General features: G+C 43.4%; 11 protein-coding genes. 4 read left to right on the plus strand and 7 right to left on the minus strand.

The genetic code is table 11. The features are described 5' to 3' along the window. Nucleotides 1-2: 2 nt before the first annotated feature. Nucleotides 3-1,547, minus strand: a complete 1,545-nt coding sequence (locus GWK08_RS10650; RefSeq protein ID WP_163607119.1) for a hypothetical protein — start codon at nt 1,545-1,547, stop codon at nt 3-5. 152 nt (nt 1,548-1,699) lie between these two features. Between GWK08_RS10650 and GWK08_RS10655 the strand changes: the two genes are divergently transcribed. From GWK08_RS10655 to leuB, 4 genes are read left to right on the plus strand one after another with little or no spacing between them, the layout of a single operon-like run. Further along, a complete protein-coding gene (locus tag GWK08_RS10655) occupies nt 1,700-2,872 on the plus strand; it encodes a 2-isopropylmalate synthase (RefSeq protein ID WP_163607120.1) in 1,173 nt (390 codons plus the stop codon). Between the two features lie 4 nt (nt 2,873-2,876). Beyond that, the gene (leuC, locus tag GWK08_RS10660) at nt 2,877-4,259 is read left to right on the plus strand and encodes a 3-isopropylmalate dehydratase large subunit (protein ID WP_163607121.1); all 1,383 of its coding nucleotides are present in this window, start codon (nt 2,877-2,879) and stop codon (nt 4,257-4,259) included. Further along, nucleotides 4,259-4,846: a 3-isopropylmalate dehydratase small subunit gene (gene leuD / locus GWK08_RS10665; RefSeq protein ID WP_163607123.1), complete on the plus strand. Its 588-nt coding sequence runs from the start codon at nt 4,259-4,261 to the stop codon at nt 4,844-4,846. Before leuC ends, leuD begins: the two co-directional genes overlap by 1 nt. Nucleotides 4,847-4,860: 14 nt before the next feature. Then, on the plus strand, nt 4,861-5,979 hold the full coding sequence (leuB, locus tag GWK08_RS10670; RefSeq protein ID WP_163607125.1) for a 3-isopropylmalate dehydrogenase: 1,119 nt from the start codon (nt 4,861-4,863) through the stop codon (nt 5,977-5,979). Between the two features lie 83 nt (nt 5,980-6,062). Here leuB and GWK08_RS10675 read toward each other — a convergent pair whose 3' ends face one another. From GWK08_RS10675 to ilvD, 6 genes are all read right to left on the minus strand, one after another. After that, nucleotides 6,063-7,667, minus strand: coding sequence for an NADP-dependent glyceraldehyde-3-phosphate dehydrogenase (locus GWK08_RS10675; protein ID WP_163607126.1), 1,605 nt, complete (start codon nt 7,665-7,667; stop codon nt 6,063-6,065). 71 nt (nt 7,668-7,738) lie between these two features. Next, nucleotides 7,739-9,001, minus strand: coding sequence for a threonine ammonia-lyase IlvA (ilvA, locus tag GWK08_RS10680; protein WP_394352002.1), 1,263 nt, complete (start codon nt 8,999-9,001; stop codon nt 7,739-7,741). An 11-nt stretch (nt 9,002-9,012) separates the two neighbouring features. Further along, nucleotides 9,013-10,482 (minus strand): ketol-acid reductoisomerase, encoded by a 1,470-nt coding sequence (gene ilvC / locus GWK08_RS10685; RefSeq protein WP_163607128.1) that lies wholly within the window; start codon nt 10,480-10,482, stop codon nt 9,013-9,015. Nucleotides 10,483-10,497: 15 nt separating this feature from the next. Next, the gene (ilvN, locus tag GWK08_RS10690) at nt 10,498-11,031 is read right to left on the minus strand and encodes an acetolactate synthase small subunit (RefSeq protein ID WP_163607129.1); all 534 of its coding nucleotides are present in this window, start codon (nt 11,029-11,031) and stop codon (nt 10,498-10,500) included. Between the two features lie 5 nt (nt 11,032-11,036). Next, the gene (ilvB, locus tag GWK08_RS10695; RefSeq protein WP_204336042.1) at nt 11,037-12,770 is read right to left on the minus strand and encodes a biosynthetic-type acetolactate synthase large subunit; all 1,734 of its coding nucleotides are present in this window, start codon (nt 12,768-12,770) and stop codon (nt 11,037-11,039) included. A gap of 12 nt (nt 12,771-12,782) precedes the next feature. Beyond that, nucleotides 12,783-14,459 (minus strand): dihydroxy-acid dehydratase, encoded by a 1,677-nt coding sequence (ilvD, locus tag GWK08_RS10700; RefSeq protein ID WP_163607130.1) that lies wholly within the window; start codon nt 14,457-14,459, stop codon nt 12,783-12,785. Between the last annotated feature and the right edge of the window lie 55 nt (nt 14,460-14,514).

A 14,514-nucleotide genomic window follows, 5' to 3' on the forward strand; every position in this document is an offset into this window, starting at 1 on the left:
AATTATCTGATCAGTTCTTTAGCTTTTTCCTGAATAATCTGTGCCACCGGTTTATTCTCAATTTTACTTTCCAGCCATGAAATAATATCTAAATATAGGAATGCACGTTTTTCATAAGGATGGTCCTCATATTCCTTTAACCTTTCGTGCAGTTTTACAAATTCGCGTTTAAGTTCATGCGGATAGATATTCCCCAGGTTTCGCAGGAACTTTATCATCTCCTTTTGCACTTCGTGGAGATCATTCATCTTCAGAAGGAATTTATAGGTGCTTTTTAGTTGTACCTCCAGATGATAGTCCATGCCCGCTTCATAATGAGCAACAAGGCTCAACACCCTTGAGAAACACATCAGGTCCTCTCTCATCTTGAGGTTACGGTTCTCTATGATCTTCTTTAAATAACCGATACAGGTCCGGTTATCACCACTTCCGAAGTACAGACAACCGATCTTATAATAAAAGACCATCACGTGGTGTGCATCTATCCTGTCTTTATGTCTTTCCAGGCCTAAAAGGATCTCATCTACCAGATTCAGGCCTTCGCTAAAGGTCCCTTCCAGGAAATGCAGATTAAGCTTGTTGTTATAGGTGTACAGAAATGAAAGCGATTGAATATTGTCATTTTTCGGGAACTTATCGCTGTTCAGTGTGTTTTCCATCTTTTCAAGGGTCTCCTTTACCTGGCTCTTGTATTTTATAAGAAATAAGGACTCCAGTAAATAGTGATTTCCTTTCAGGTAAAAGACCGGATTAAGATAGATCATCTGTTCGTGCTCGTAGAACAGATCTACCCATTTGCTTGCATATTTATAACAGGACAGAAAATCCTGGATAAGGAAACTGTACCACAAATGCGCATTGTAAAGCCAGAATTTTTCCCTGAATCCCAACTGGTCCGGATCAAAACGAGGTAATCGCGCATTAAAATACTCGGTTACCTGTTTGTATTCTATATCGTTCTTTACATAACCTGTTTTGAGCATGATCCCATACAACTGAAGCGAGAGGTTGGAAAGCTTACTCGTAATAACATTTTGCATGCTCAGGTTCTTTGCCTGAATAGAAAGCTCATCTGCCCTGCCTCCCATACTACGGGTGATATACTGGGTCTCTATAACTTTTTCCAGTTCTACGATCTCGTAGGCAATATTTTTTTCCTCATTCTCTACAGCCAGGGATTTGGCCTTGTCTAGGATCTTTAAGCTCTGCCTGTACAGACCTTTGTGGTATAAAATGGTAGCAAAATCCAGCTGCTCCCTCAGCTGGGTCCGCACATTCTGATGTACCGGATTCAAACGAAGGCTGATAAGGATCTGTTTGTACAAATGGGCCTTCAGATTGGAAAGCTGTTGCTTCTTTACAATACCGCTTTTTAAGATCAGATTTTCATCATAATCATCAATCTTATCCAGGAGGTTAAAAAGTGCCAAAAACTTTGCATCAGAATTCACTCCAAGTCTTCCGACATAGAGTTTAAATTGTCTCTTTTCCGATTTGGAAAGAGATTTGATCAGTACAAACAAGGTATCTTTCTGGCTATTTGTCATTGTAAAGGCTTCGTTTTTAACTTACTGATTACAAAAGAGTTACATAAAAATAAAACTAATTAAGCATTGTAAATGTACTCTTGTGAAACCTATCTTTTACTTCTGCAAAATATAAATTCGTAGAGTAAAAAAGAAACTTAGTTTAAAATATCATGAATAAAGATAAGGTTCAGATCTTCGATACTACTTTAAGAGATGGCGAACAGGTTCCGGGTTGTAAATTAAACACGGAACAGAAATTGGTTATTGCCGATCGCCTAGACCAACTCGGGGTAGATATCATAGAAGCCGGCTTCCCTATATCGAGCCCGGGGGATTTTAGTTCGGTCAGTGAGATTTCAAAAATCGTCAAAAACGCTACCGTTTGCGGCCTGACAAGAGCCGTTAAAAAAGATATAGAGGTAGCTGCGGAAGCACTTCGGTATGCAAAAAGACCGAGAATCCACACCGGAATAGGTACTTCCGACTCTCATATAAAATACAAGTTCAATGCCAGCAGGGAGGAGATCATTCAGAGAGCAGTTGATGCCGTTTCCTATGCCAAATCCTTTGTGGAAGACGTAGAGTTCTATGCAGAGGATGCAGGAAGAACAGATAATGAATTTTTGGCCAGAGTATGTGAGGCTGTGGTAAAAGTAGGTGCTACCGTACTCAATATCCCGGATACAACAGGTTATTGCCTTCCGGAAGAATACGGAGCCAAAATAAAATACCTCAAGGAGAATGTAAAAGGTATAGACAAAGCCATTCTCTCCTGTCATTGCCATAACGATCTGGGGCTTGCAACTGCCAACTCCATTGCAGGGGTTATTAACGGGGCACGCCAGATAGAATGTACAATTAACGGGATCGGAGAAAGAGCCGGGAACACTTCTCTCGAAGAAGTTGTGATGATCCTCAGGCAGCATCCGGATCTGAATCTCGACACCAATATCAACTCCAAATTACTTTACGATACCAGCTTGATGGTCTCTAACAGTATGTGTATGCCTGTACAACCTAATAAGGCCATCGTAGGTGCCAATGCCTTTGCTCACAGTTCGGGGATTCACCAGGATGGGGTTATCAAAAACAGGGAAACGTACGAGATCATTAATCCGGAAGATGTGGGAGTAACCGAATCTGCTATTGTTCTTACTGCCAGAAGCGGAAGAGCTGCATTAGCTTACAGGGCTAAAAAGGTAGGTTATGACCTTACCAAGCTTCAGCTGGATATCGTGTATCAGGAGTTCTTAAAGTTTGCCGATAAAAGAAAAGAGGTCATGGATAACGATATACATTTTATTGTAGAAGAAAGTAAGTTGAACGAAATTAATTTCGCTTAAAAGAATGAAGAAAACTCTTTTTGACAAAGTATGGGATAGTCATGTGGTTGATTCTGTAGAGAATGGGCCACAAATTTTATATATAGATAAGCATTTGATCCATGAAGTGACCAGCCCTCAGGCCTTTGCCGAGCTGGAACAACGCAATATTCCGCTCTTCAGGCCGGATCAGGTGGTAGCTACCGCAGACCACAATGTACCTACTCAGGATCAGCATCTGCCTATCAAGGATGCCCTCTCCAGAAAGCAGGTGGAAATGCTTACGGAAAATTGTAAAAAACACGGGGTCACCCTTTATGGTCTCGGTCATGAATACCAGGGTATCGTTCACGTGATAGCTCCCGAACTGGGAGTTACCCAACCGGGAATGACCATCGTGTGCGGTGACAGTCACACCTCAACCCACGGAGCTTTCGGGACCATTGCTTTTGGTATTGGTACGAGCCAGGTGGCTCAGGTTTTTGCCAGCCAGTGTCTGCTGTTGTCAAAACCAAAAAGCATGCGGATCTCCGTTAACGGAAAACTGAAAAAGGGAGTACTTCCAAAAGATGTGATCCTCTATATCATAGCGCAACTGGGAACAAATGCAGGAACCGGATATTTTGTGGAATACGCCGGCGATGTATTTGAGAATATGAGTATGGAAGGAAGGATGACCGTGTGCAATATGAGTATAGAAATGGGAGCCCGCGGAGGGATGATAGCCCCCGACCAGACTACTTTCGATTATGTAAAAGGAAGAGAGTTCGCTCCTCAGGGTGAAGATTTTGATAAAAAAGTGGCCTATTGGAAAACACTGGTAACCGATGAAGGTGCCACCTTCGATAAAGAATACAGCTTTAATGCGGAAGATATAGCTCCTATGATAACCTACGGAACCAATCCGGGAATGGGTATTAAAATAGGAGAATCTATCCCCGAGATAAATGATGCCTCTTTTGATAAATCGCTCCGTTATATGGGGTTTGAAAAAGGAGAATCTTTGGTTGAAAAGCCTATCAACTATGTGTTTATAGGTAGTTGCACCAATTCGAGGATAGAAGATTTCAGGATCGTTGCCGATTATATAAAAGGAAAAAGAAAAGCCAACAATGTCAATGCCCTTATTGTGCCAGGTTCTCAGCAGGTTGCCCGGCAAATTGAGGATGAAGGTCTCAGAAGCGTTTTTGAAGATGCAGGTTTTGAACTGAGGCAACCGGGATGTTCTGCCTGTCTGGGAATGAATGAAGATAAGATCCCGGCGGGAGAATACTGTGTTTCTACTTCCAACAGAAATTTTGAAGGAAGACAGGGACAGGGTGCCAGGACCATATTGGCCAGTCCTCTCATGGCAGCTGCTACAGCGGTTGAAGGCAAATTAATAGACATTACAAAACAGCTTAACTGATGGAAAAATTCACAAAATTACGCTCTACAGCAATTCCATTACCTATAGAGAACATAGATACGGATCAGATCATTCCCGCCCGTTTTTTAAAGGCGACCGACAAAGTTGGTTTCGGGAATAATTTGTTCAGGGACTGGAGATACAATAAAGATGAAACCGCTAATAATACCTTTGTTCTGAACAATTCAAAATTCAAAGGAAGTGTATTGATCGCCGGAGATAATTTCGGCTGCGGATCAAGCAGGGAACACGCTGCCTGGGCGTTAACGGATTACGGATTTAAAGTGATCGTGTCCAGTTATTTTGCAGATATATTCAAGGGAAATGCCCTTAATAACGGATTGCTCCCCGTGCAGGTGAGCCCGGAGTTCCTGAAGCAACTCCTGGAAAAAGTACAATCTTCACCGGAAACAGAAGTAATTGTAGATCTTGAAGATCAGAATATCGTTATAGAAGGTACGGATGCAAAACAATCCTTCGATATAGACGCCTACAAAAAATTCTGTTTGATAAACGGTTATGACGATATTGATTTTTTAATCAGCAAAAAAGACAAGATCAAATCTTTTGAAGAAACAATAGCATAAGAAGTAAAAAGCATATGAAGTTAAATATAGCAGTATTGGCAGGAGACGGGATAGGACCGGAAGTTACGGCCCAATCCATAAAAGTATTGAATGCAATAGCCGAAACTTATTCGCACAGTTTTGAATTCAGGGAGGCGCTGGTAGGTGCTATCGCCATCGATAAAACGGGGAACCCTCTTCCGGAAGAAACCCTGGATATATGTGAAAACAGTGATGCGGTTCTTTTCGGAGCCATAGGCGATCCTAAATACGACAACGATCCCTCTGCCAAAGTGAGGCCGGAGCAAGGGCTGTTACGTTTGAGAAAGTCTCTCGGTCTGTTTACCAATATCCGCCCGGTAAAAGCCTACCCTACCCTGATAGATAAATCGCCTTTAAAGGAATCTATCATCAGCGGTACCGATTTCACTATTTACAGGGAATTGACCGGTGGGATCTATTTCGGCGATAAGAAATTAAACGATGCGGGAACCGTTGCATCCGATCTTTGTAAATATTCCGAAAAAGAAATAGAAAGGATAGCTCATCTCGCTTTTAAAGCTGCCCGGAGCCGGAGAAAAAAGCTTACCCTGGTAGACAAGGCCAACGTGTTGGAAACATCCCGTTTATGGAGAAGAGTAGTGAGTAATGTTGGGAAGAGCTATGAAGATGTAGAGCTGGATTATCTGTTCGTAGATAATGCAGCCATGCAGATTATCCTTAACCCCAAGCAGTTTGATGTGATCCTGACGGAAAATATGTTCGGTGATATTATTTCTGATGAAGCCAGTGTTATTGGTGGGTCTATCGGCTTACTGGCATCGGCTTCGATAGGAAATGAGAATGCGCTGTTCGAACCCATCCACGGTTCTTATCCGCAGGCAAAAGGAAAAGACATTGCCAATCCTATAGCTTCCATTCTTTCGGCAGCTATGTTGCTGGAACATTTCGGTTTAAAGGAGGAAGCACAGGCGATCAATGAAGCTGTGGAAAAGTCCTTAAGCCTGAATATAGTTACTACGGATCTGGATCCGGAGAGTGCCTTCGGAACACAGAAAATAGGCGATTTTATTGCAGATTATATTGTTAATGCGGAAGATGAAGTCTGCATTAATAAGGAAAATATAAATTTTGGTCAGTCGACCATTATTTAAATACCAGTTAGTGTTAGTTTTTTGATAAAAGCCCTGACGTAAAAGTCAGGGCTTTTTGGATAGATTATGAATAAGTAAAAAACTTATAAAATATAATCTGTACTGACAAAATTAGAGGCTTTTGTATCTAATAATTCATTGATGATCGAATTGTTGTAATCATTGTCTTTAGAAGCTACGAAAGTCCTTATAGAGAAGGATCGCAGAGCATCGTGAACACTGAGTGTACTGGCTGCAGAATCCTTTCTTCCCGTAAACGGATATACGTCCGGCCCTCTCTGGCAGGAGCTGTTGATATTTACCCTGCAAACAAGGTTGACCAATCTGTCGATAAGCGGGGCCAGGGTTTTGATATCTCTCCCGAAAAGGCTCACCTGCTGCCCGTAATTAGAATCGGCAACATCATCTAAAGGTTCTTCAATACTCTTAAACGGAAGGATAGGGACCACCGGGCCGAACTGTTCCTCCTCGAAGACGCGCATCTCCTTGTTAACCGGATAAAGCACTGCAGGGAAGATATAATTCTCACTTCGCTCCCCGCCTTTCTCATTAATGATCTTTGCCCCTTTGGCAAGAGCGTCATCTATAAGCTCCTGGATATAGTCCGATATTCCGGGCTCCGGCAGCGGGGTAAGCTTTACTCCGTCTTCCCAGGGATTCCCGAATTTAAGCGCATCGACGCCCTGGGTATATCTTCTGTTGAATTCCTCAACAATGTCTTCATGCACATATACGATCTTCAGGGCAGTACAACGTTGCCCGTTATAAGACAATGTTCCGAGGATACATTCTTCAACCGCCAGGTCAAGATCGGTATCGGGTAATACAATAGCCGGATTTTTAGCTTCCAGGCTTAATACCAGTCGCAATCTGTTTTTATGCGGATGCTGATCCTGAAGGGCTACAGCAGATTTACTGTTACCTATCAGAGCAAGTACATCTATTCTTCCGGTTTTCATTACCGGACCTGCCACCAGTCTTCCCCTACCGTACAAGATGTTTACCACACCCTTAGGAAAGCACTTCTGAAAAGCTTCCATCAAAGGAGACATCAGCAAGACCCCGTGCTTTGCCGGTTTGAACAAAGTGGTATTTCCCATGATAATTGCCGGGATCAGTAAGGCAAAAGTTTCATTCAGCGGATAATTATAAGGCCCGAGGCAGAGTACTACTCCCAGGGGTCCTCTGCGGATATGGGCATAGACGCCTCCGTGCTTCTCGAACTTGGCACTATCGCGATCCAGCTGCTTATAATCCTCGATCGTATCGTAAATGTATTCTACCGTCCTGTCGAACTCCTTCCTGGAATCGGGAAGGTTCTTCCCTATTTCCCACATCAGCAGTTTTACCACCTCTTCGCGTTTGGTCTTCATTTCCTCCACGAATTTTTCCATACAGGCAACACGATCCGCAATTTTCATAGTAGGCCATAACCCCTGCCCCTTGTCATAAGCCTCACATGCGGCATCCAAGGCCTCCAAAGCTTCGGGTTCTGACATATAAGGGATAGATCCCAGTAAAGTGGGGCCGTATTCTCCTTTGTCATTTTCCGTATGGATGGAGGAGTATACTTCGGTCATTGTTCCTTTCCATTTTCTCAACTCCCCGTTAATAAGGTAAGTATCCTGAACAATAGGTTCCTTAATCTGAAATTCCTCAGGAATTTCTGTTTTAGTCACGTTTCTCATATGTTATGTTTCGTTTTATACTATATTAAAATAAAATCGCCCGATCTTATTTCCATCTCAATTGCAGCAAATCAGACTAAAAACTGAAAGAGATCAGGCTTGTCATTCAGATAATCTCCATAAAATTTATGGGATTTCATACGCTGTATTAAAGGTACTAAATCTTCCTGATTTTTCAATTCAATCCCAACTACTGCCGGTCCGTTTTCCCTGTTGTGTTTTTTGGAGTACTGAAAATGAGTAATATCATCATCAGGCCCCAGTATTTCTGCAACGAACTGCTTTAAAGCCCCTGCTCTCTGGGGAAAACGTATAATAAAATAGTGTTTCAGCTTAGCGTATAATAAAGCTCTTTCCTTTATTTCGGCGGTTCGGGTAATGTCATTATTACTCCCGCTAAGCACGCACACCACATTTTTTCCTTTAATTTCTTCCTTAAACTGGTCGAGGGCGGCTATTGTAAGAGCACCTGCCGGTTCTACCACAATAGCATCTTTGTTATACAAATCTAATATGGTCTGGCACACTTTACCTTCAGCTACAGTTACCATATTGTGAAGAAATAGTTTGCAGACCTCAAAGGTTTTATCTCCCACTTTCTGAACTGCAGCCCCATCTACGAACTTTTCTATTTTTTCCAGCTTCGTATTGGTGCCTTTTTCAAGGGAAGTTTTCATAGAAGGGGCTCCCTCGGGCTCTACTCCTATAATTTTGGTATTTGGCGATAATACATTAAAAATACTGGATAAACCGGAAGCTAAGCCTCCTCCACCCACGGGTACAAAGACATAATCTATGGGTTTTGAAGCCTGTCTTATAATTTCATAGCCAACGGTGGCCTGTCCCTCTATTACTTTTTCATCATCAAACGGATGTACAAAGCTTTTTCCTGCCTCTTCACATTCGGTGACTGCTGCCTGATATGAATCGTCGAAGGTATCTCCGTACAATACAATATCTATAAACTCTCCCCCGAACATTTTTACCTGTTCTACCTTTTGCTTGGGAGTCGGAAACGGCATATATATCCTGCCTTTTATTCCGAGCTCACTACAGGAGAGAGCAACGCCCTGAGCGTGATTTCCGGCGCTGGCACAGACAATTCCCCTTTTCCTTTCTTCAGCGGAAAGCGAATTGATCTTATTATAGGCTCCTCTTATTTTATAGGACCGAACATTCTGCAGGTCCTCTCTTTTAAACAAGACATTAGCTCCCAGGCGTCTGGAATAGGTAATGTTCTGCATTAAAGGGGTTTTATCAACTATATTTTCCAGGATGGAAGCTGCTTTTTCAACATCCTCCAACCTGGGAATATATAAAGTATTCGTTTCCATCATTCCTGAACTTAAACTACCTTTTTCATGGCGGTCATGGAAGCTCTCAGCCACTCCCCGACCTCTTCTATAGGATGCGTTCTGATCTGATAATTTACGTTGATCAGTTCTTTATTATCCACTGCATTATCAGACGTATATGGTTTCCCTATTACATCCGTATCTATCTTCTGCATAAAATCTTCCAGAAGGGGTTTACAGGCATGGTCAAACAAATAGCAGCCATACTCTGCCGTATCCGAGATGATCCTGTTCATCTCAAAAAGTTTTTTCCTGGCGATAGTATTTGCAATAAGCGGCGTTTCATGAAGGGATTCGTAATAGGCAGATTCCTCAATGATCCCGGCCTCGGTCATGGTCTCAAAAGCCAGCTCCACTCCCGATTTTACAAAAGCTACCATCAATACTCCTCTGTCGAAATACTCCTGCTCGGAAATGATTTGTTCACCGGCTTCGGTACGCTCGAAAGCAGTTTCTCCGGTTGCTTTTCTCCATCCGAGTAGCTTTTCATCATTGTTAGCCCAATCGTTCATCATTCCCGAAGAAAAATTTCCGGTCATAATATCATCCATATGCTTCCGGAAGAGCGGTCTCATGATCTGCTTCAATTCTTCAGATAATTCAAAAGCTTTTATTTTGGCAGAATTAGACAACCTGTCCATCATATTGGTTATTCCTCCATACTTAAGGGCCTCTGTAATGGTTTCCCAGCCGTATTGAATCAGTTTGGCAGCATAGGCCGGATCAATTCCCTTTTCGACCATCTTATCAAAGCAAAGGATAGATCCTGTCTGAAGCAGGCCACATAGGATAGTTTGCTCTCCCATAAGATCGGATTTCACCTCGGCTACAAAAGAAGAGCGCAAAACTCCTGCCTTGTGGCCACCGGTGGCCACTGCATAAGCTTTTGCCTGTTCCAGGCCATCTCCTTTAGGATCGTTCTCAGGGTGTACCGCAATAAGCGTAGGTACCCCAAAGCCTCTTTTGTATTCCTCTCTTACTTCCGTTCCCGGACATTTGGGTGCCACCATAATAACCGTCAGGTCCTTGCGGATCTGCATCCCCTCTTCTACAATATTAAAACCATGGGAATACGAAAGAGTTGCCCCTTTCTTCATTAAAGGCATAACCGTATTGATCACATGCGTATGTTGTTTGTCGGGAGTAAGGTTACACACCACGTCTGCCTCAGGCACCAATTCTTCAAAAGTACCTACATTAAAACCATTACCGCTGGCATTTTTATAGGATTGCCTTTTCTCCTCAATGGCCTCCTTGCGCAGGGCATAAGAGATATCCAGGCCGGAGTCTCTCATATTCAATCCCTGGTTAAGACCCTGGGCTCCGCATCCTATAATTACAATTTTCTTTCCTGTTAATTTATTTACACCATCTTCAAATTCCGAAGCCTCCATGAATTCGCAGGTTCCCAATTGTTCCAATTGTAAACGCAATGGCAGGCTGTTAAAATAATTAGTCATTTTCTTATTGTGTTTTTAGTGTGTGATTGTTTGAAATTCCTGTAATAATGATGATATTTTCATCTGGGGTTTTGAAACCGATATCCTTCCCGATCTCACAAACTGCATGATCCCGAAAGGTTGTAACTCGTCATACAATTCCTGTATTTCGCTGCGTCTTCCTGTCTTTGCGATCACAAAAAAATCGCGGGAAACACTTACTATACTCGAATTGCTGTCTTTGATAATGGTTTCTATCTGCCCTTCGTCAAAGAAGAGATCGGAAGATATTTTAAATATTGCCGACTCCTGATAGATCGTCTCCTTATCTACATGGTAGAAGGCCCGGATAACATCTATCTGTTTTTCCAGTTGTCCGACGATCCTTTTTACCCAATTTTCTGTGGTGTGGACAACGATAACAAATCGGAATACATTTTCAATTTCCGATTCGGAAACATTTAAACTTTCTATATTGATGTGGCGCTTTAAGAATATCCCTGATATCCTGTTGAGAAGGCCTACGTTATTTTCTGAATAAACCGAAATGGTGAATGTCTTTTTTTCCATAATCTTTAACTTAATCTAATATCTGAAACTGAAGCTCCCGAGGGTATCATGGGGAATACATTATCTTCTTTTTCTACACATACTTCCAGGAAATACGCTTCTTTGGAAGCGATCATTTCATCTACGGCAGCTGCAAGGTCTTCTCTTTTAGTTACCCGTCTGGCATTGATGTTATATCCCTGTGCAATGGTTACAAAATCGGGATTGGTAAGCTCGGTAGAGGCATATCTCTTGTCGAAGAACAATTGCTGCCACTGCCGTACCATTCCCAGGAAATCGTTATTAAGCACCACGATCTTTACCGGGGTTCTCGTCTGAAAAATGGTTCCGAGTTCCTGAATGGTCATCTGGTATCCGCCATCTCCGATAATTGCAACAACTTCTCTGTCGGGAGCTCCCATCTTTGCTCCGATAGCTGCCGGAAGCGCAAAGCCCATGGTTCCCAGTCCGCCCGAGGTGATATTGCTTTTGCTTTGCCTGAATTTGGCATATCTGCAGGCGATCATCTGGTGTTGTCCAACATCAGAAACGATCACCGCTTCGTGGTTGGAAGCCCTGTTTATCTGTCCAAGCACTTCGCCCATGGTCAACCCTTCCTTTTCAGGGAAAAGGTCATTTTTGATAACCTTGTCAAACTCTATAGCATCTTTCTTCTTAAATTCTTCCAGCCAGTTATTATGCGAATTAGGCTCAAGAAGCGGAAGTAACAGTTCCAGTGTTTCCTTTACATCTCCGAGAACGGCAATATCTGTCTTCACATTCTTATCTATCTCGGCAGGATCGATCTCAAAGTGGATCACTTTGGCCTGCCTGGCGTAGGTGTTTAGGTTCCCGGTTACCCTGTCATCAAAACGCATCCCGAGTGCGATAAGCACGTCACATTCATTGGTAAGTACGTTAGGCGCATAATTCCCATGCATACCTACCATACCCACATTTAACGGATGATCTGACTCCAGAGCGGATAATCCCAGAATGGTCCATGCAGCAGGGATCCCGGCCTTTTCGACAACCGCTTTCAATTCTTCTTCAGCCTGGCCGAGGATAATTCCCTGACCGAAAACGATCATCGGTCTTTTGGCTGTATTTATCATTTCAGCAGCAGCTGATATTTTACTGAGGTCGATCTCCGGTTTCGGTTTATAACTGCGGATGCCATTGCACTTTTCATAGGAAAAATCCAGTTCATCGAATTGCGCATTTTTGGTAATATCTATCAATACCGGCCCCGGGCGTCCCGATCTGGCAATGTAAAAAGCCTTTGCCATGATCTCCGGTATTTCCGAAGCTTTGGTAATCTGGTAATTCCATTTGGTCACCGGGGTGGATATCCCAACGATATCTGTTTCCTGAAAAGCATCAGATCCCAACAACTGACGAGCTACCTGCCCCGTTATACACACCATTGGTGTTGAATCTATCTGGGCATCTGCAAGGCCGGTAACCAGATTAGTGGCACCCGGTCCCGATGTGGCCATGGCCACGCCTACTTCACCTGTAACCCGGGCAAAACCCTGAGCCGCATGAGTAGCCCCCTGTTCGTGTCTTGTAAGTACGTGATGCAGGTGATCACTGAACTTGTATAATTCGTCATAAATAGGCATAATAGCTCCACCCGGATACCCGTAAACCAGGTTTACTCCTTCTTCAAGAAGACAGCGTATCACTGCTTCTGCCCCACTTATCCTTATAGTTGTTGCCTGAGTTGTACTGGCAGTTTTCTCTTTTAAGGTTTCCATAATCAGTTCCTTTTAAAATTCATCGGTTACGCATCCTTTTGAAGCCGATGAAACGGTTTTTGCATATTTATAGAGAACTCCTCGTTTGTAACGGAGTTCAGGTTGTTTCCAATTCTTTTTTCGGGCTGCCAGTTCTTCATCCGGAACAGCCACGTTAATCGTATTTTTTTCCGCATCGATGGTAATGATATCTCCATTCTCTATCAATGCTATATTGCCTCCTTCCTGGGCTTCGGGTGCCACATGACCGACGACAAAACCATGAGTTCCTCCGGAAAACCTACCATCAGTGATCAGGGCCACGTCCTTACCCAGGCCTGCTCCCATAATAGCCGATGTCGGTTTTAGCATCTCCGGCATTCCCGGACCACCTTTGGGGCCCTCATAGCGGATGACGATCACATCTCCTTTCTTCACCTCTCCTTTGCCTATACCTTCATTGGCAGCGAATTCACCATCAAAGACCCTGGCTCTTCCGGTAAAGCTAAGTCCTTCCTTTCCGGTGATTTTGGCCACTGCACCATCTTCGGCAAGATTTCCGAACAGTATTCTTATATGTCCTGTCTTTTTGATCGGCTCCTGTAAAGGTTTTATGATTTGCTGTCCTTCGGCCAGATCGGGTACATCAATAAGGTTTTCTGCCAAGGTCTTTCCGGTTACGGTCAGGCACTCTCCATGAAGCATTCCATTCATAAGCATAAACTTCAGTACCGCGGGGATACCTCCAATTTTATGAAGGTCCTCCATAACGTATTTCCCGCTAGGCTTAAGATCTGCCAGAAAGGGAGTGGAATCACTTATACGCTGAAAATCCTCCAGGCTGAAATCGATATTTGCCGCCTTGGCAATAGCCAGGAAATGAAGTACGGCATTGGTGGATCCTCCAAGGACGGTAATAAGCCGGATGGCATTTTCAAGGGATTTTCTGGTTACAATATCCGATGGTTTAATATCATTCTCCAGCAGGTACCTCAATGCCCTTCCGGCCTGGGTACACTCTTCTTTCTTCTCATTACTTTCGGCAGGATTAGACGAATTATAGGGTAATGCCATTCCCAGGGCCTCTATGGCAGATGCCATGGTGTTTGCAGTATACATCCCTCCGCATGCTCCGGCTCCGGGGCAGGATTTCTCCACCACCGATCTGAATTCCGTTTCGGTAATCTTACCGGCTACTTTCTGCCCCCATGCTTCAAAAGCCGATACCACATCCAGTTTTTTTCCCTGATGATGTCCGGCAGCTATGGTTCCACCATATACCAATACAGAAGGTCTGTTTAGCCTCAAAAGCCCCATCAGGGCTCCGGGCATGTTTTTATCACAACCTACAACGGTTACCACCCCGTCATAGCTCATCCCCTGTACTACTGTTTCTACGGAATCTGCAATTACATCTCTGGAAGGCAGGGAAAACCTCATTCCTGAAGTTCCCATAGAAATACCATCACTTACTCCGATGGTATTGAAAATAAGCCCGACCAAATTTTCCTCATGGACGCCTGTTTTAACGTATTTGGCCAGGCCATTGAGATGCATGTTACATGGATTGCCCTCGAAGCCCGTACTGGCGATGCCAATTAAGGGTTTTTTAAGGTCTTCAGCTGTTAAGCCAATAGCGTGCAGCATGGCCTGCGCGGCCGGTTGCGTAGCATCTTGTGTTACGTTCTGACTGTACTTGTTTAATTTCATTGTTATTCATTAGTTGATCTTTCATGTTACGTTTCGTTTAGTGTAGTTTTTGCAC

Source organism: Leptobacterium flavescens (genome assembly GCF_010671605.1).
In the GTDB taxonomy this organism is placed as follows: Bacteria; Bacteroidota; Bacteroidia; order Flavobacteriales; family Flavobacteriaceae; genus Leptobacterium; species Leptobacterium flavescens.

What these genes read in the sequence shown, in the direction of transcription:
- GWK08_RS10650 (WP_163607119.1), bottom strand. Translation starts at nt 1,547, where the DNA reads ATGACAAATAGCCAGAAAGATACCTTGTTTGTACTGATCAAATCTCTT.
- GWK08_RS10655 (WP_163607120.1), top strand. Translation starts at nt 1,700, where the DNA reads ATGAATAAAGATAAGGTTCAGATCTTCGATACTACTTTAAGAGATGGC.
- leuC (WP_163607121.1), top strand. Translation starts at nt 2,877, where the DNA reads ATGAAGAAAACTCTTTTTGACAAAGTATGGGATAGTCATGTGGTTGAT.
- leuD (WP_163607123.1), top strand. Translation starts at nt 4,259, where the DNA reads ATGGAAAAATTCACAAAATTACGCTCTACAGCAATTCCATTACCTATA.
- leuB (WP_163607125.1), top strand. Translation starts at nt 4,861, where the DNA reads ATGAAGTTAAATATAGCAGTATTGGCAGGAGACGGGATAGGACCGGAA.
- GWK08_RS10675 (WP_163607126.1), bottom strand. Translation starts at nt 7,667, where the DNA reads ATGAGAAACGTGACTAAAACAGAAATTCCTGAGGAATTTCAGATTAAG.
- ilvA (WP_394352002.1), bottom strand. Translation starts at nt 9,001, where the DNA reads ATGGAAACGAATACTTTATATATTCCCAGGTTGGAGGATGTTGAAAAA.
- ilvC (WP_163607128.1), bottom strand. Translation starts at nt 10,482, where the DNA reads ATGACTAATTATTTTAACAGCCTGCCATTGCGTTTACAATTGGAACAA.
- ilvN (WP_163607129.1), bottom strand. Translation starts at nt 11,031, where the DNA reads ATGGAAAAAAAGACATTCACCATTTCGGTTTATTCAGAAAATAACGTA.
- ilvB (WP_204336042.1), bottom strand. Translation starts at nt 12,770, where the DNA reads ATGGAAACCTTAAAAGAGAAAACTGCCAGTACAACTCAGGCAACAACT.
- ilvD (WP_163607130.1), bottom strand. Translation starts at nt 14,459, where the DNA reads ATGAAATTAAACAAGTACAGTCAGAACGTAACACAAGATGCTACGCAA.